The sequence below is a fragment of the Lysinibacillus composti genome (assembly GCF_016908465.1).
Taxonomy (GTDB): domain Bacteria; phylum Bacillota; class Bacilli; order Bacillales_A; family Planococcaceae; genus Ureibacillus; species Ureibacillus composti_A.
Map to the genome: position 1 here is coordinate 520,271 of NZ_JAFBDY010000001.1, position 17,439 is coordinate 537,709.

The 17,439-nt window shown below is 32.7% G+C and carries 16 protein-coding genes and 2 pseudogenes; 12 read left to right on the forward strand and 6 right to left on the reverse strand.

Annotation, left to right across the window (positions count from 1 at the left end; genetic code table 11):
- Positions 1–140 precede the first annotated feature (140 nt).
- Positions 141–296 (forward strand): helix-turn-helix domain-containing protein, encoded by a 156-nt coding sequence (locus tag JOD29_RS02560; protein ID WP_205101607.1) that lies wholly within the window; start codon positions 141–143, stop codon positions 294–296.
- A gap of 328 nt (positions 297–624) precedes the next feature.
- Here the strand turns inward: JOD29_RS02560 and JOD29_RS20350 are convergent.
- From JOD29_RS20350 to JOD29_RS20690, 3 genes and pseudogenes are all read right to left on the reverse strand, one after another.
- Positions 625–819 (reverse strand): annotated as a pseudogene (locus JOD29_RS20350) (ABC transporter substrate-binding protein); the annotation flags it as partial.
- A gap of 260 nt (positions 820–1,079) precedes the next feature.
- Positions 1,080–2,507: an anion permease gene (locus JOD29_RS02565; RefSeq protein WP_124761697.1), complete on the reverse strand. Its 1,428-nt coding sequence runs from the start codon at positions 2,505–2,507 to the stop codon at positions 1,080–1,082.
- A 215-nt stretch (positions 2,508–2,722) separates the two neighbouring features.
- Positions 2,723–2,791, reverse strand: coding sequence for a hypothetical protein (locus JOD29_RS20690; protein ID WP_302849672.1), 69 nt, complete (start codon positions 2,789–2,791; stop codon positions 2,723–2,725).
- Between the two features lie 449 nt (positions 2,792–3,240).
- Here JOD29_RS20690 and hmpA (JOD29_RS02570) point away from each other — a divergent pair, with 449 nt between their 5' ends.
- Positions 3,241–4,464, forward strand: a complete 1,224-nt coding sequence (hmpA, locus tag JOD29_RS02570) for an NO-inducible flavohemoprotein (protein WP_124761695.1) — start codon at positions 3,241–3,243, stop codon at positions 4,462–4,464.
- 174 nt (positions 4,465–4,638) lie between these two features.
- Here hmpA (JOD29_RS02570) and hmpA (JOD29_RS02575) read toward each other — a convergent pair whose 3' ends face one another.
- On the reverse strand, positions 4,639–5,829 hold the full coding sequence (gene hmpA / locus JOD29_RS02575; RefSeq protein WP_124761693.1) for an NO-inducible flavohemoprotein: 1,191 nt from the start codon (positions 5,827–5,829) through the stop codon (positions 4,639–4,641).
- 236 nt (positions 5,830–6,065) lie between these two features.
- Here hmpA (JOD29_RS02575) and JOD29_RS02580 point away from each other — a divergent pair, with 236 nt between their 5' ends.
- A complete protein-coding gene (locus JOD29_RS02580) occupies positions 6,066–6,215 on the forward strand; it encodes a hypothetical protein (RefSeq protein WP_158610498.1) in 150 nt (49 codons plus the stop codon).
- An 80-nt stretch (positions 6,216–6,295) separates the two neighbouring features.
- Here the strand turns inward: JOD29_RS02580 and JOD29_RS20355 are convergent.
- A pseudogene (locus JOD29_RS20355) lies at positions 6,296–6,424 on the reverse strand (aldehyde dehydrogenase family protein); the annotation flags it as partial.
- 736 nt (positions 6,425–7,160) lie between these two features.
- On the opposite strand from JOD29_RS20355, the gene JOD29_RS02590 reads away from it, so the two are divergent.
- A complete protein-coding gene (locus tag JOD29_RS02590; protein ID WP_124761691.1) occupies positions 7,161–7,439 on the forward strand; it encodes a hypothetical protein in 279 nt (92 codons plus the stop codon).
- A gap of 89 nt (positions 7,440–7,528) precedes the next feature.
- On the opposite strand, the gene JOD29_RS02595 is transcribed toward JOD29_RS02590, so the two are convergent.
- Positions 7,529–8,173 carry a hypothetical protein gene (locus JOD29_RS02595; RefSeq protein WP_124761689.1) on the reverse strand — a complete coding sequence of 215 codons (645 nt, stop codon included), beginning with the start codon at positions 8,171–8,173 and terminating at the stop codon, positions 7,529–7,531.
- Between the two features lie 257 nt (positions 8,174–8,430).
- On the opposite strand from JOD29_RS02595, the gene JOD29_RS02600 reads away from it, so the two are divergent.
- The 8 genes from JOD29_RS02600 (at position 8,431) to JOD29_RS02635 (ending at position 17,139) form a co-directional block, all read left to right on the forward strand.
- On the forward strand, positions 8,431–9,171 hold the full coding sequence (locus tag JOD29_RS02600) for a hypothetical protein (RefSeq protein WP_124761687.1): 741 nt from the start codon (positions 8,431–8,433) through the stop codon (positions 9,169–9,171).
- Positions 9,172–9,356: 185 nt separating this feature from the next.
- Positions 9,357–9,806: a hypothetical protein gene (locus JOD29_RS02605; RefSeq protein ID WP_124761685.1), complete on the forward strand. Its 450-nt coding sequence runs from the start codon at positions 9,357–9,359 to the stop codon at positions 9,804–9,806.
- Between the two features lie 561 nt (positions 9,807–10,367).
- On the forward strand, positions 10,368–11,729 hold the full coding sequence (locus JOD29_RS02610) for a sensor histidine kinase (protein WP_124762653.1): 1,362 nt from the start codon (positions 10,368–10,370) through the stop codon (positions 11,727–11,729).
- A 21-nt stretch (positions 11,730–11,750) separates the two neighbouring features.
- Positions 11,751–12,422 carry a response regulator transcription factor gene (locus tag JOD29_RS02615; protein ID WP_124761683.1) on the forward strand — a complete coding sequence of 224 codons (672 nt, stop codon included), beginning with the start codon at positions 11,751–11,753 and terminating at the stop codon, positions 12,420–12,422.
- A gap of 13 nt (positions 12,423–12,435) precedes the next feature.
- Positions 12,436–13,359 (forward strand): F510_1955 family glycosylhydrolase, encoded by a 924-nt coding sequence (locus JOD29_RS02620; protein ID WP_124761681.1) that lies wholly within the window; start codon positions 12,436–12,438, stop codon positions 13,357–13,359.
- A gap of 21 nt (positions 13,360–13,380) precedes the next feature.
- Positions 13,381–14,115 carry an urease accessory protein UreH domain-containing protein gene (locus JOD29_RS02625; protein ID WP_124761679.1) on the forward strand — a complete coding sequence of 245 codons (735 nt, stop codon included), beginning with the start codon at positions 13,381–13,383 and terminating at the stop codon, positions 14,113–14,115.
- Positions 14,116–14,531: 416 nt separating this feature from the next.
- Complete coding sequence (locus JOD29_RS02630; protein WP_124761677.1) at positions 14,532–15,425, forward strand: multicopper oxidase family protein; 894 nt, start codon at positions 14,532–14,534, stop codon at positions 15,423–15,425.
- 538 nt (positions 15,426–15,963) lie between these two features.
- Complete coding sequence (locus JOD29_RS02635) at positions 15,964–17,139, forward strand: D-alanyl-D-alanine carboxypeptidase family protein (RefSeq protein ID WP_124761675.1); 1,176 nt, start codon at positions 15,964–15,966, stop codon at positions 17,137–17,139.
- The last annotated feature ends 300 nt before the right edge of the window (positions 17,140–17,439 follow it).

Consider the following 17,439-nt stretch of genomic DNA (forward strand, 5'->3'; position numbering starts at 1 on the left):
AAGTAGGAGCAATATTTTATCCTCTATGTCAAAAAGAAAAAATGCTCTTGAGAAATACAAAGAATATTTAAGTGAACTTCTTCTAAAAATGATGGAAATTGCAAAATCTGAAATGATATTAAAAAAACATACTGCCATAAATGACATCTATTGAATGCCAAATAAACTTTCTGTCAGAGAAATTAAATTGTACAGTTGAGGAAATTACTCGTATTGAGGCGGGGATATTTGAAAAAATAGAGATAGTAGATAAGATTGTTGATTTTTTAGATATTAAAGGTGACTTTTTTCTGTAGTTTTATAAAAAAGATTGATCATTTACAACAAAATTCGATTATTTAAAATAAAGATTGATAATTTATAATAAAGTTTGATTAAAAATCCTGTGTTGATATGCAGGATTTTTCTTATTCCATAATCGGGCCATTTAATGGAATGGCTTATTGTGAAATAATAACAATTTGAAATAATTGTTATTAAGATAGAGGTCAGAAAAATGAGGAGAATTTTTATTGGATACTAGGTACCCAATCGGACAATTCGATTGTCTTAATGAAGTAATGGGAAATGATATTTAAATGTGGATTAAGGAAATTTTCACACTTCCTAGTCGTTTGAGTGCGTTAACCGTGGATTATATGGTAACTGATTAGCTGAAACATCCCAACTTTTGGCTAACACACTAACAGGTTTACCATTCTTGTCTAAATTAACTAATGGAGCAAAGATTGGATCCGTTACATTTCCGTCCTATCCATTTTCATAAAAATGTGGAATGAATACTCCACCTGATGCTGAAATTCCAGCAATAAATAAATCTTTGGAATAATAAAATGAAAAAAGACCAGAATCTTGGTTAAACACATGCCTATTTCTATAAACTTATCCAATAGCTACTATTTATTATTAGCGTAAGTACTGGTTTAATTTTAAGTAACCTGTTTATCTCAGACGATTACATACATCCAAAAATAAAGACCTAAGTCCAGTCAAATTCCGAACTTAGGTCTTATAAAAGTCAACTATATGATTTACATTTATTAATATTTATTATTGTGCCGATTGAAGAAATTCTGTTCTTACCAAAGTCCAAGAACCTTCCACCATAGGCCGCCAATAACTAGCCAAATAATAAGATGAACAATTGAAATGATAAATCCAATTCCCCACCATTTTTCCTGTGTCACGTAGCCTGCTCCAAAGAAAACAGGAGCTGGACCGCTACCGTAATTTGTTAAACACCCGAACAAATTACTGATAAATGCTAAGAGCAGTGCTGATACCATTGGGGGTGCTCCAACTGCTACAAGAACAGATAGAAAAGCACCGTACATCGCACTTACATGCGCTGTATTACTGGCGAAAAAGTAATGTGAATAGAAATAAATGATGACAAGAATGACTAATGCAATCATCCATGATGTGTCACCAATCAATCCTTTTACCATATCACTGAACCAAGGAATCATCCCTGTACTATTCAAGAATGTGGCCATCATGACTAAAACTGAAAACCAAACGAGCGTATCCCATGCGCCTTGTTCTTGCTTTATATCTGACCATGTTAATACTTGTGTCAGTAGCAGTAAACTTAAGCCAATAAAAGCTGTAATTGTGGCATCAAGATGGAAGTTTGATCCGAATATCCATAACACGAGCAAAATGATAAAGATACCAATCATATACCATTCTTCTCTTTTTAAAGGTCCCATAGCATCCAGTTTCTTTTTAGCTTCTTCTGTTGCAGATGGGGTCTCTTTAATCTCCGGTGGATAGATTTTATATATTAAAAATGGTACGACGATTAAACTGATTAGCCCTGGAACGATGGCCGCTACCATCCAACCTACCCAAGAAATTGTTGTACCTGAAATCTCTTGTGTTAGCTTCGCTGCTAGAGGGTTAGCAGCCATTGCTGTTAAGAACATAGCAGACGTAACCATATTAGCTTGAAAAGAAGTGGTTGTTAAAAACGCACCTATTTTTCTTTCGGTCCCATCACCTGATTTCGAACCATATGTTTCTGACAATGAACGAATAATCGGCAGTAAAATCCCACCAGCACGCGCTGTATTTGAAGGCATTGCTGGAGAAAGAATTAAATCACTGGCAATCAGTGAATAGGATAATCCGAGAGTCTTTTTTCCAAACAGACGAACGAAAATATACGCTACACGCGTACCAAGGCCAGTTTTAATAAATCCTCTAGAAATAAAAAATGCAATAACGATTAACCAAATGGTTGAATTTTGGAAACCACTTAGCGCATCCTCAAGTTTTAAAGTATTTGTAAGGATAATGACTGTTAAAGCTAAAATGGCAACACTTCCCATTGAAATCGGTTTTATAATGAGCCCAATAATGGTTGCAACAAAGATAGCAAACAAATGCCATGCTTGTACTTTTAAATCTGCTGGAGGCGGAAGGAACCAAATGATTATTCCAATTAAAACAACTATGATTAAAGGAATATATTTCACTTCCTGTTTTTTCTTTTGTTGATTCATCTTCTTGAAACTCCTCTCAAATTAAAGATGTACTCTTAATGCATGTTTAGTATAAATCCAAACATTCGACTTGTCTAACAACCACACAATCGTTCGTGGTAATAATTAATCGTTTAATAGTAAATTTCCGTAATAAGAACGCTAGAATATGTAAAATTGAGCAAAAAAATTATACTTAATTAATATTAATCTTTCATTTTTTTGTATCTACTGATTCACTTAAGAAATGAATTTAGTAATAAATGTCTTGTCGGGTGAAAAGACTTTCTATGCTTTCTAGTTATAGACTTTAACCAGCACTTTCATTCAATTCCACAAGGAATTGACTGCATTAAACCTAAAAAGTCCATTTAAAATAGTTGATATGAACGAATTCAGTACAGAGAAATTAAAAGAATATTCAATATAGTCAAGGGAACACTTAAAGCCAACCAGTTTAGGGCATAAGTTTCGTTGCGTTAATTCACTATTTAGATGATCACCTGTAGAAGGCTATATTTCGAAAAATTCCTGCAGCTAAGTTGAAAGAGCCGAAATTCGGTAAAAGGATTCCTAAGTTTCTCACTGAGTTAGAAATTGAACATCTAAAGGAAGCCTGTCAACAACGATGGAGAATGCACTATTTGATTTTATGCATTGAGAAATAGTTAAGCTGTAAGTTCCTGTTTAATCCTTCACTCTTTTGGAAATGGATATATTAGTTTTATATCTGCTAATGGAGGAGGAATTTACAGTGTTAGATGAAAAAACAATAAAAATCGTTCAATCTACTGCACCGGTATTAAAAGAACACAGTGCTGAAATTGGAAAACGTTTTTATAGCCTATTATTTTCAAAAGTCCCAGATTTGTACAACTTATTTAATCAAACAAATCAAAAAAAAGGGATTCAGCAAGAAGCTTTAGCATATGCGGTTTATGCAGCTGGTGAACACATTACTAATTTAGAGAAATTGACCCCGGTCATTAGAAGAATTACTGAAAAACATCGTGCAATTGGTGTGGTTGCTGATCATTACCCTGTTGTAGGAGAAACTTTGCTTGAAGCCGTGAAAGACGTTTTAGGAGAGGCAGCAACTGATGAAATACTTGAGGCTTGGGGAAAAGCCTATGGGTATATCGCCGATGCATTTATTAATATTGAAAATGAATTGTACGAGAAAACAAAGAATGCTCCAGGAGGATGGGAAGGGTTTAGAAGTTTTACAATTGATAAAAAAGAAAAAGAAACAAATAGTGTGACATCCTATTACTTAAAACCAACAGATGGCGGTACTATTGCATCCTACGAGCCTGGCCAATATTTAACCTTGTGGGCAGAAATTCCTGGCGAAAAGTATAAACATATCCGTCACTACAGTCTTTCCGACGCCCCGGGAAAAGATTATTACCGAATTAGCGTAAAAAAAGAGAAAGGGCATGGAGAGGTACCTAATGGAATCGTATCAAACTATTTATCATCTGAGCTGAATGTTGGGGATAAATTAGAATTCTCTGCGCCTGCTGGGGATTTTATACTCGATAAGTCCAACGCACCTCTTGTGCTTATTAGTGGAGGGATTGGCGTAACACCTTTAATGAGTATGTTAAATACACTTGTAGAAAATGGAACAAATCGACAAGTTACTTTCATTCATGCCACAGCAAATAGTGAAGAACATGCTTTTAGAGAGCATGTAAAACAACTGTCTACAACTCACAATAACATTAAGTCATTTGTGGCATATGATCATCCAACAGAAGCCGATCGAAGTGCACAAAACTATAACAAAGAAGGATTTATTGACTTAGAATTTTTAAAGAAAGTTGTATCTGCTAAAGATGAATCGGAATTTTATTTCTGTGGATCAATACCTTTTATGGAAGCTATAAATAGGGCGTTAAATGAATGGAATGTACCAAAAAATCATATTCACTTTGAAGCGTTCAATCCACTTGCTATTTTAGGTGAGAGTTAAAAGTGTGAGACGGGACGAGGATTATCGAATAAAAAGAGATTTTTTAAATAATAAAGAGGTGACTTCCATTTTTGGTTGTCACCTCTTTATTGTTTTTAACTCTAATTTATTTTATAAAAAGTAGCCGAAAGTTAATTTTTCGGCTACTTTTTTGGCTTTTGCTCAATTTTTTTATTATGCGTTAACTTGTACTTTTAGTTCCATAGCAGGTCCAAAGAATTCGAAGTGAATTTGAGATTCTTTGAAACCAATTGCATATAGGTGGTTAATCATTGCTTCCATGAATGAAGCTGGTCCACATACATATACATCATTTTCAAGGCTAACGTTTTCTTGTAAGAATTCTTTTGTGATATAACCAACTTCCTCGGTATTCAATGCAATATAGCTTGCATTTGGCATTATTTCTAGATTATTTGAGATTTCTCTGTCAAATACATGTAGTTTTGCATTACGTGCGCTATGAATAAGTGTTGTTTTTCTGTTTGAATCAAGTGCAGCTAAAGTGTCAAACATACTCATAAGTGGTGTAATACCAATCCCACCTGCGATGAATGTTACTGGTGCTTTAGACGCTAGGTCTAATTTGAAGTCCCCTGCAGGTGCACTAACTTGGATACGATCACCAATACGCGCTTGGTTGTGTAGGTAAACTGATACTTTACCTTGAGGATCGTTTAAATCTTCACGTTTTACAGAAATACGGTAAAATGCATCTTTGTTTGCTGCTCTTGATAAGCTATATTGACGGTTATGAACGAATTCTTCTCCAGGAATTTTCACTTGAATAGTAATAAATTGACCTGCATTGTATTCAGGTAATACTTTACCATCAACTGGTCGTAAGTAGAATGAAGTGATTTCGTCGTTTTCTTGCACTTTGTCAGCGATTTCAAATTCTTTGAAGAATCTCCATCCACCTTCTTGATTTTCAGCTTCTTGGTACATTGATTCTTCAGTTGAGATGAATGCATCAGCGATTACACCATATGCTTCTGCCCATGCATTAATAATTTCATCAGTAGCAGCATCGCCTAAAACTTCTTTAATTGCGCCTAGTAAAAATTCTCCTACGATTGGGTAATGTTCTGGTTTAATTCCTAAGCTACGGTGTTTTTGTGCAATTTGGTGTACAACTGGCATAATTGCGCCTAAATTTTCAATGTGAACAGCTGCAGCATATACTGTGTTAGCTAGTGCTGCTTGTTGACGACCTTTAGCTTGGTTAGCATGGTTAAAGATATTTAATAATTCAGGATGTGCAGCAAATAAATTTTTATAGAATGTTTTTGTAATAGCATTTCCGTGTACTTCTAATACTGGTGCAGTAGATTTTACAATATCCATAGTTTGTTGTGATAACATGATGATCAACACTCCTTTTATTTAACAATTAAAAGATACAATTGTTTTCTTCTAAAAGAAATATTTTAAATGAATCTTTAACTAAAAAGACACATTTAAAATACATCTTTAAAAAGAGCTTAGTATAATATTAAGTAGAAATGAATTTTCCGTGATGTATCAACCAATTATTTCTACACGTTTTAAATATTACTTAATGTATTGACCGAAGTAATTTAATACATGACTGATTTGAAGTGTTAAAAGAATGGGCAAAAAATGCTGATCTTCGTAAATCTGCTATTAATAAAGTTATTGCTTATATTAAAGAGCACCAACAAGAAATTGTTGATGTATTAGATTTAGAAAGTGGCAGAAGTGTCTTAAAAAAGTATTATAGAAGTTAGATTTGTTATTACTCATTTAGAAGAATCGTTAAAAATAGTTGACAAAGTAGGCATAGTGAAAAGAGTAGAGTCAGCTATTCCACAAGAATGCTTCCTAATGCTAATGCTGGCGCAATCGTATGCATAGATAAAAATAGTGGGAAATTGAAAGGTGAAATTGATGCAATAATGCTAAGTGGTAAGCGATAAACTTTATTCATTTTCGACTCAAACAGATGTATAGAGGGATGTTGAGGTATCTCGTTCCTGTTTTTACTTGAAACCTCTTTTTCATGAGGGGAAAAGCAGCTAACACTACACTGGCATGTTTTCATACATAACTAAAAAGTAACTGCAATAAGGGGATTAAACAGAATTATAAGAAATAAAAGGAGTCGGATTACCATGGATGTTTTCCTATGTAACCCGAACATACTATTACCTCCTTTAAATAACTTTTAAACATAAAATCTTATAAACTCATTTTGTTATACCTTGCGCGATAGCTTTTCCTTTTTGACAACCGCAAGACGAACTTTTCGTACCATTATAGAGCAGTGTTCTACTTCGAATAACAATATTTTCGCAATCACATTTGCATTTAAGGCTTTTATCGGGGAATTCTTCTAAAAAAATCTTAACTTGATAATATTATGTAAAGATAATGCGCCTAAACCCATGTATTTCAAGGGTTTAGGCTCTTTTCGTTTCTTTTGTAATTACATTGAAAGTTTATTTAACACTACTTTTGCTAAAGTAACATTCAAAGGTATCCTTTTTCATTCTTTCCTCAACTAAAGGGGCGGACTAGTTGAAGAGTCGCTTTTAGCTCTTATTCCACAATCGGGCCATTATCTTGAATAACACTCAAAAAGTAAATTGGATACTTATGTTAATATATATAGGGTTATGGAATGATTTACTTAAATGAAATTGCGGTAATACATTGAAAAGAAGGAGTTTTTTATGAACGAAACAAAGAGGGCGAAAGTTTTAGAAAATCGAAATGGATTAATACTGTTAATTCAAAAAGTCATTATAATAATTGCTCTGATTTTATTTATGTACCTCGCTTTTTCAGATAATATGGTTGTGGCTCCATTCTTTTACATGTCACTTAGCCTTGGTTTTTTTATAAGCGGTTACTTGTTGTATAAGAAAAATAGTATCGTTGCTCAAAAAATTGCTTTCTATATTGCTGGGATTGTTTTAGTTATCATTGCCTTTCAAGATTTAATGCAGTAATTGTCCTTTATGTTTTTTAGATTAAATAACATAACGGAGCAATCGGGCACTAAAAAAGAACATCCATTCAAAGCGGATGTTCCTTTTTATTAGTTTATTTTCTCTCCATTTTTATTGAAAATATATACTCTTATAGAATCGGATTGTTGCGCTTCTTTTATCAGCTTATTTGAAGATAGTTTTGTCTCTATAAGTTTATATATTTCGTTTTCCATTTCCTCACTGATATCTATTGCTTCTGGTGTCTCACTTAAACCTGTCGAAATTTCAAATGCAAATTCCGAAGGGGCAGTGCCACCTACAATTACAGTTTTGAATTGATTTGGATAGGATTCAGATAAATAGTTGGTTGTAATTGTATGTATCTCCCTTACTAAGTCCGCATTTTCTTCAAATTCTTCGAGAATCTTTTTATCAACATTACTTTTTTCTATAACAATTGGATATTTTTCAAATGCAGTTGATTTAATTGTATTTTTTACGATTTCTTCTACCTCGTTTTTTACTGAATTATAGTATTCTTGACTACCTATAATAGCTAAATCTATCCCATCATAGTTAAAACTGTACCTAATGATATTATAGTTTTGGGTTTTGCCATGTATTTCTTCTAATACCCTATGGATTTCTATGTCTGACGGAGGAGTGCTATCGTTAGCGAAAGGATGACTAGTAAAAGTAAAAATACCTCCTAAAACTAATAAAAAGCCAATAATGAAAATAAATTTCTTCACATGTATTCCCCCTTTATGTTAATAGATAGTATGTGTAATTTCTAGGGAAATGATAATAGTAACGTAATTGGAGGGGGCAATTTTGGCAGTCACACCTAAGATCACTCTTATTTAAGCAAACGGACGCAAGAATTGAGCAACAATCAACTGTTTTATCAGTTAGCACTTTCTTTCTGAACCCTAATCGATTAAATAGCATGTTTATTTAACTGGGGATAAAATTAATGATCAGGGAAAAGATAATCTTGGTGATGAAAATGAAGAAAATATTAACTGTATTTATTGCATTCGCTTTGGCATTTATGCTTTTCCAACCTGTAATGGCAGCACATGATATCGTTAATATAGGAAGTGAATTTGTTAGAGCATTAATTAAAAAGGACGACGAACAGGTAAAGACATATCTAACTACAAATGTTGTCATTCCTGAAATTAGTGAAAATACCCCTATTAACAGAGTTACAGGGTTACCTTCTCCTAAAGAAAATGTTAGTGTGTCCATTGCTTATTTCGATGATGGTAAAAGTATGGAAGAGAGAATAGCTTTTATTTGGGAACTGACATTCAAAGAAGATAAAATAACAGATATCAAGGTGGTTTATGACGGTTCTAATCCATTTATGAACGAATCCAATCTGATAAATGAATTTGAAGGTAAGAGTAAAACGAATGTACTCACCGTATCTGACTTTCCCTTTGAAATAACTCATATTGATGGTGATGTAAATAAAGGTATTCTTGTATTAAACTATCGAAATGCTGATTTAAAAGGATTGTTACAGGTAAAAGTAGAACGGAATGATGAATCTTTAGAGGAATTCAAAAATAAAGATAATCACTATTACACATTGAAGAATGAAATTAAAGCATTATATCATCCCAACAATCTTCTTATTTTTCAAAATAAAAACTTACTGTATTCAATTAGCATAGAAAGTTCAATGAATCTGAATTTCAAAGTAGACGATTATCTTAAAATTGCTAATTCTATGTTTTAGATTGAAGCGTTGACCCGTGATGGGTTAACGCTTTTTTAATAAGGACATGGAGTAATTTTCAGTAATCCAGCTAATAGAGGCTGTCAGTTTTTCAAGTAAAGGGTGCATTCAGGGAATGCGCTTTTTCCTTTTTAGATCCAATAAATGGAGGAAGCATGCTAATATTGGTTGTAGGGGGTGCAGACTTGAAAAAGACTTTTATAATATTAATAGGGCTACTACTTATAATAGGCGTTGGATTCATGGTATTTTCCAATGGTAATCAGAAGCAAGAAGACCCAAAAATTCTTTCACAATTAGAGGACAAAGGAAATGTTAATGGTAAAAGAGAATTCCTTTTCAGTCTTACTAATGTTGGGGAAAATAAGGCAGAGTTGGAATTCCCCACTTGGTTAGAATACAATTGGTCAATCGGTGATTTAGATAATAAAGAGATACCTTCTGGAGGAATAATAACGGAACACTTAGATTTAAATGAAAATGGCAATCAGGGTAGAATATTGGTATTACAACCTAATGAGAAAATTGAATATAGAATATTGATAACTAAAATTCCAAAAGGAAACTATGAAATTGCTATAGACTCCTCATCGGGGTATGGTAGCACTCATAGTCAAGAATTTACAATTGAATAATTAATTTTCACTAATTCAGTAAAACCAGCTAATATAAGCTAATCGGTATTCCATTATCGGGCGCGATTCTGAAGTAGGAATTGTGCTTTTTATTTATGTTAAGGGCCATAAAATTGAACTTCAGCTTTAAAGGAATAGGAATCTAGATAAAAAACACAAAACGAATAAAGCGTTAATCCATGATTGGATTAACGCTTTATTATTTCTAATATAAACCTCTGTAACGAGAAACATCTATTTTTGTAATTAAGATATGTCATATTAATTTCTGCACAATTTTTTCAAAATTTTAGTCTATACTTTTTATGTATTACTCGCCACATAGAAAATAATAAAAATATTCATCTAGAGAGGAATTGTTACTTTGTTAGATCAATCGAATTTATTTCTTGCGTTTGGAGCCGTGTTACTATCGTTTATATCTTCATGCTCACTACTATTGTACCAAGCATTCCTATCTTATTCTTATGTAACGGGAATGTCTTTTAATGAAATAAGAGAAGAAAAAGGGATACTTCGAAGAACAGCCTTAATACATACCAGAAGAGGAGCCTTTTGAAGATGTATAAAATCTCTACAAAATTAGCAACCTGTTTTTTTCTAGTAGTACTAGTAATGGAGCTATTTCTTATGGTTTACCTTCATCAAAAAATCATACATACGAGAGTAGAAGAAGAGTTATCTCTATTATTAGCAAATGGAGAAAATCATAGAGACGTATTAATTGAGAATTATTCGGATGCTACGATCAAACATATTGTATTAATGGAAAAGAATAAAGAACGGGAAGTTATCATTACAGATATACAGGGGAATATCATTAGCAGCTCAGATATTAGTCAAAAGGTAGTAGAAGAAACCATTCCATTAGTTAGGAAACAAAGGGGAGAAAACGATAAAATACTGGTATCGGATTGGGAAAACTCACCCTATATAGTAAGTATTCACCCATATAAAGTAAATACAATTCAATCTGGATATGTAGTAATGTTCCGAAGTACGGGTTCAATTAATGAAATGGTACACAATTTGAATATGCACTTTGGAATTGCTGGAGTTACAAGTATTATAGTACTACTTATTGTATATACACTATTATCAAAGGTCCTCACAAGACCATTAATACGGATGAAAGAGGCAACTGAAAAGTTAAGTATGGGCGAATTTAACGTAAGTTTACCAAAGTTGGGTCGGGACGAGCTAGGTCAGTTATCTTCTTCTATTCAGACATTGGCCAATGATTTAGAACGATTAAAAAATGAACGAAATGAGTTTCTTGCATCTATCGCACACGAATTAAGTACACCCTTAACATATTTAATTGGTTATTCCAAAGTTGCAATGAGAGAAGGCATGAGTGATAAAGAAAGAGAACACTATCTTGAAATTATCGCTGAAGAGTCAGATAGAATGAAGGACCTTGTCAAAAATTTATTAGACTTAGCGAGAATGGATGAGACTTCGTTTACTGTAACGAAAGGACTTTTCCCCGCACGTCCATTTTTTGAAGGTATTTTTAAACTAGTAATGCCGTCATACGAAATGAAACAAATAAAATTAAACTTAGTTTGTAAATTCGATTTTCAAATATTTGCTGACTCAATACGTTTAGAACAAATCATTCTTAATCTATTGGATAATGCATTAAAATATTCGGAAGAAAATACAGAGGTTACATTAGAAGCCTATAAAAATAATGATCAAACAGTAATCAAAGTAATTGATCATGGCATTGGTATTCCACTAGAGGAAACTGAATTAATCTTTGAAAAGTTATATCGAGTTGAAAAATCTAGGTCACGTGCATATGGTGGCTCAGGAATTGGTTTAGCTGTTGTAAAGGAATTAGTTGAAGCACACGGTGGTCAAATTGAGGTAACAAGTATACTTGGTAAGGGAAGTACGTTTACCGTATCAATTTAATAAGGAGGATATTAAAGTAAGATGCGAACAATTTTATTAGTTGATGATGAGCGAAGAATGTTAGATTTAGTAGAACTGTTTCTCTTGCCTCAGGGCTATAGATGTATCAAAGTATCAAGTGGAAAAAAAGCTTTAGAAGTAATGAGAAAAGAACATGTAGATCTAGTGCTTTTAGATGTAATGATGCCTGAGATGGACGGATGGGAAGTTTGTGAAGCAATCCGTGAATTCTCCAATGTGCCTATAATAATGTTGACAGCAAGATCAGATAAAGCTGATCTAGTGAAGGGTTTTAACACTGGGGCAGATGATTATATTTCAAAACCTTTTGATGAAAGAGAATTGGTTGTAAGAGTACATGCTTTATTACGACGGTATTCTGAGCATGAAGAGAACAATATTAGTTTCAATGATTTTATTTTGGATAAAGAGTCATACTCATTTCACTATCAAGATTTATCAGTACAACTTACTTTAAAAGAGTTTTACATTCTTAAAGCATTAATTTCTCGACCTACTAAAACATATACACGTGAAGAGTTATTACAGGTAGCATGGGAGTATGAGACGGATACAGATATACGAACAGTAGATTCACATATACGTAATTTAAGAGACAAATTAAGCAAGGCTGGATTCCCTACGAATGAATTTCTAAAGACTGCTTGGGGAATCGGTTATAAATGGAGTTAAAGGAGTAGAAGTCATGAAAAAAAAGGTTTTAAGTTGTTTATTATTTGTTGTATTAGTTTTATCGGCATGTAGTTCAGGGGAGCCTAAAGAATTTTTATTTGAAGAAGTTAAAAACGAACAAGTTGACCATATTCACGGTGTTGGATATATAAACGGTGGAAACGATCTTGTCATAGCAACACATACAGGTTTATATTCACATACTGATGATGGTTGGAAAGAAGCAAATAGCCAAAAACATGATTATATGGGTTTTTCCGCAGTTAGAGATGGCTTCTTTTCAAGTGGGCATCCTGAAGAAGGTTCAGATCTTAAAAATCCACTTGGACTGATTAAAAGTACAGGTAAAGGAGCCAGTTTCGAACAACTAGCTTTTTACGGTGAAATCGATTTCCATTACCTTGCAGCAGGTTATGATTCTAATGCTATTTATGTATTTAATGAAATGCCTACTGAAAATTTAAACGGTGGACTTCAGTATTCAATAGATCAAGGCAAAACATGGACTCAAGCCACAATGAATGGTTTTAAATCAACTAATATATCAAATTTTGCTCCACATCCATCAAGAGAAGAGTTACTTGTAGTTGGTAGCAAGGATGGCCTTTATATTTCTGAAGATTATGGTCAAAACCTTGAAGTACTTAACAATGCTGAAATGATAACATATGTAACTTTAAATGAAACCGGTGGATATTATACAAATTTTGATTCAGCTAATGTTTATTTAAATTCATTCTCGTTTGAATCTAAAGAGGAAAAAGAAATTCAACTTCCATCAGAAATGATGCAAGACCCAATCATTTATATTGTTACAAATCCTAATAACCAAAACGAAATTGCTATAGTGACAAATAATCTTAATATTTACCTAACAACGGATGAGGGTCTTTCTTGGGACAAAATTGCTACAAACGGAAAATTATCATCAAAATAAGAATTCCGAAGGGTGTTTTAAATGTATAATTTCTTGTCTCAAATAAGTCAAGTTGTTAGTGAGCCTATTTCACTGTTTTTAAATTCTTACGAACATTCACCAATTATTATTGCCTTTCTACTTGGTTTGATTGGAGCAGTGGCACCATGTCAGTTGACAGGAAATATTAGTGCTATAACTTTGTATGGTAATCGGACAATACAAATGAATAATAATTGGGGAGAAATCGTCTCCTTTATTGCTGGTAAAGTTGTAGTTTTTACTGCCATAGGATTGTTTGCTTGGATTTTTGAACAATCATTTGAATCAAAAATGACGGGATATTTTCCTATATTCCGTAAAGTTATTGGACCATTATTGATCATTACAGGACTTATATTGATTGGAATTATAAAATTAAAAATAATTAATAATATATCAATGCGTATCCCGGTAGTATTAAAAGAGGGAAAGTTAGGCTCATTTTTACTTGGAGCAAGTTTTGCCATCGCTTTCTGCCCGACTATGTTTGTTCTCTTTTTTGTTTGGTTAATGCCAAATGTTATCTCAACATCTTATGGGTTTATTTTACCCGCAATATTTGGATTAGCAACATCTATCCCACTAATCGTAATTTTGGGATTAATTTGGTACTTTGATCTTAAAGGCTTAATTATGAAAAAGAGTATGAAAGTGGGTAGAATAATTCAAAGGATCGCAGGGGCTATTCTCATTCTCATTGGAGTGTTTGATACAATTACTTACTGGGGCATTTAAGTAAAATCACCCATATATAATTGAAACAATGAACATTGGCAAAATGTAGTTTTATAAAAAAGATTGAACATTTGAAACAAAATTCGATTAGTATAAATGAAATGCACCCCAAATGTTAGACAGATTCTAACATTTGGAGGTGCCTTTTTTATTCCAAGAGTTGTTCTTGAACAAAAATTGAATGACCTTTCGTTATGAAAATGGTTGAGACAGCCTGAATACTGGAGAACATATTCACTTTAAAATCCTCTTGATGTTAAGGGACGGAGTTGCCTAAATGTGAAAGGTGGAAAAAATTAAACTTTAAAAAGTAATTGAAAGTCTTTTTCACATTATTTGGTGTTGAACTAAAATAATTTTGAATATAATGAAGCGTTCATTATTGTTAAATATAAATAATTCAAAGAGGTGTTTTTATGGTAATAACACCGGATATTCCTACGCTAAACTATACTATCAAAAATGGTATTAAATATTTCGAATTAGTGGCCGAACCTGTAAATCAAGAAATACTTCCAGGTGTTTTTATTAAAGGCTGGGGATACAACGGAAGTATACCAGGACCGACTATTCAAGTTTATCCAGGGGACTATATCAGTATAAGAGTAATTAACCACCTCTCGGAAGCTACAAGTATTCATTGGCATGGGCTTAACGTTCCTAACGTGATGGATGGTGTCCCAGATGTGGAACCTTCTCCTAAAATTGAACCAGGACATTATTTTGATTATCATTTTAAGATAACTAATCCTCCTGGAACCCATATGTATCATTCTCACGTTAATGTAGCAAAGCAAGATATGCTAGGATTACTTGGAGGCTTTGTCATCCTAGATCCACATGAAAAAAATGTTAATAAGGATTATCTACTATTAATGCAAGAATGGAGTCTCAAGGGATTAAAAAAAGGGGAAAAAGTAAAACCTGATCAATATGATCTTAATCCTTTTTCGATGGACTTTAATATGTTTACGATTAACGGTAAGAGTTTTCCATCTACCACGCCTATGCCTATAGAATATGGTGATATTGTGCGTTTAAGGTTAGGAGCCATACAGATTGACCATCATCCCATGCATATTCACGGACATCAATTTTTAGTTGAAAAAGCTGATGGTAACCCTATAGTAATTAATAATAGGATTTTAAAAAATACAATACTAGTTGCTGCTGGCGAAACTTGGGATGTCATATTTACAGCCAATAATCCAGGTACATGGCCTTTTCACTGCCATATTTCACATCATATTTCTAATAACCTTACTGATGGAGCTGGTGGTATGTTCACTACCTTAGTTTACAAAATGTGAGGAACGTAATAGTATCAAGTGGATTCAAATTCACCAGTAGTAACTTCTATTTTTAAAAACAAGAGTAACGGAATGCACATCTCTAACTACTTTTAAAAATGAAATAAAATACGGATTTATTAATGAATCGGGCGCTTTTCTTGAAAGGCGTCTTTTTGCATCGATAACACTTTTAAGGGATTAAGTTATTAAGGTGTAAAAAAGATTGTTAAGTATAACTAACGGGGCTTTTGTTGAATAATGATCTTCAACAATCGTGCGCAATTTAATGGCTTAAGGAACACAAAAATTATCAAACTATCTTTATAATAAGATGATTCAATTGAATATAGAAGAAGTGTATTTTGATCATCTTTCAAAATACACTTTTTCTATTTGCTCATTTATCATTGTTTATTAAGTGAAATTAATCAAACTTTTATTTAAAGATTACACCAAATTTGTACAATTGTTCAGATTCATTGTTTGTTCTCCATATTTTCTCCACATTTTTATCTTAAGATACATTAGGTGAATTCTTATGGGGAGATTAATAAGTATGGAATTTAACTTTATGAAGAAGATTGTTGCTACAATATTAATCATTTTTCTGCTTTGTATTACCTTTAATTATAAAATGATAGGCGCAAATTCGATTGAAGAGCCTCTTATTGCAAGTGAAGCAGCAATTTTAATTGATGAAAAATCAGGTCAAATATTATTTGGAAAAAATCCGGATCAAAAGATGAATCCTGCGAGCTTAACAAAGATAGCGACAGCAATTTATGCAATTGAACGAGGAAAATTAGAAGACGTTGTAACAGTTAGTGAAAATGCAAGAGAAATAGAAGGAACTAGGGTTTACTTAGAGATTGGAGAAAGGGTTACATTAAAAAAACTTATTCAGGGGTTGCTTATTAATTCGGGAAATGATGCAGCTGTGGCAATCTCGGAGTATTTGGATGGCTCTGAACAACAATTTGCAAACAACATAAATAAATATTTGCAAAATATTGGACTTCAAGATACTAATTTTGTTAATCCACATGGTCTCTATCATATAGACCATAAAACGACAGCTCGAGACTTAGCAAAGATTACACAATATGCAATGAAAAATAATGATTTTCGTGAAATGTTTGGGACGAAAGAACTCCAATGGGATGGTGAGTCATGGGATACAACTCTCTATACTCATCACAAATTATTAAGAGAGGAAATACCATACGAAGGGGTAACTGGCGGAAAAACGGGATTTGTTGATCAGTCTGGATTTACACTAATTACCACTGCTACAAAAAGTGATTTATCAGTCATTGCTGTTACATTAAAAGCTCAAACAGAAGATATAGCTTATCATGATACAGTAGACCTTCTTGACTATGGATTTGATTATTTCACAACGGAGGATATTCCAGAAGGACAAAGATATGAAATAAACAACAGATTATTTATATCAAATGAAACTCTACATTTTACTATTTCCAAAAATGATACTATTACTAAGCATGTAACAGATAATGGACTTCTAGAAATTAGGAACCAAAACCAAGATTTAATAGCGTCTTTTCAATTGGTTAATGTTACGCAATTAAAAGAAAATGTTGAATATATGATAGAAGCAAAAGAGGATTCAATAAAAAAACAAAACGAGAATAAATATTTAATTTTATTTGGATCTATATTAATTATCTGCTTACTTTTATTAGAGAATAGGAGAATTAAAAGAAGTTAATTGATGATAAATGTTATCAAGAATTTTTTATACTCGAGGTAATGAATGTGAAGATGTATGTAATTAACTCGACATGTTTGGAAAATATTAAGATGTAGTTTTATAAAAAGATTGCTCGTTTTAAACAAAACTCGATTTTTAAAAATAAAGTTAGAAAATTTATAATAAAGTTTGATTAAAAATCCTGTGTTGATATGCGGGATTTCTTTTTATTCCACAATCCATATAGTGGAGTAACTTCATCTCAATATTATTGGATATTTATAATAAGAATTAGAAGAGGAAATATAAATTCCCCTA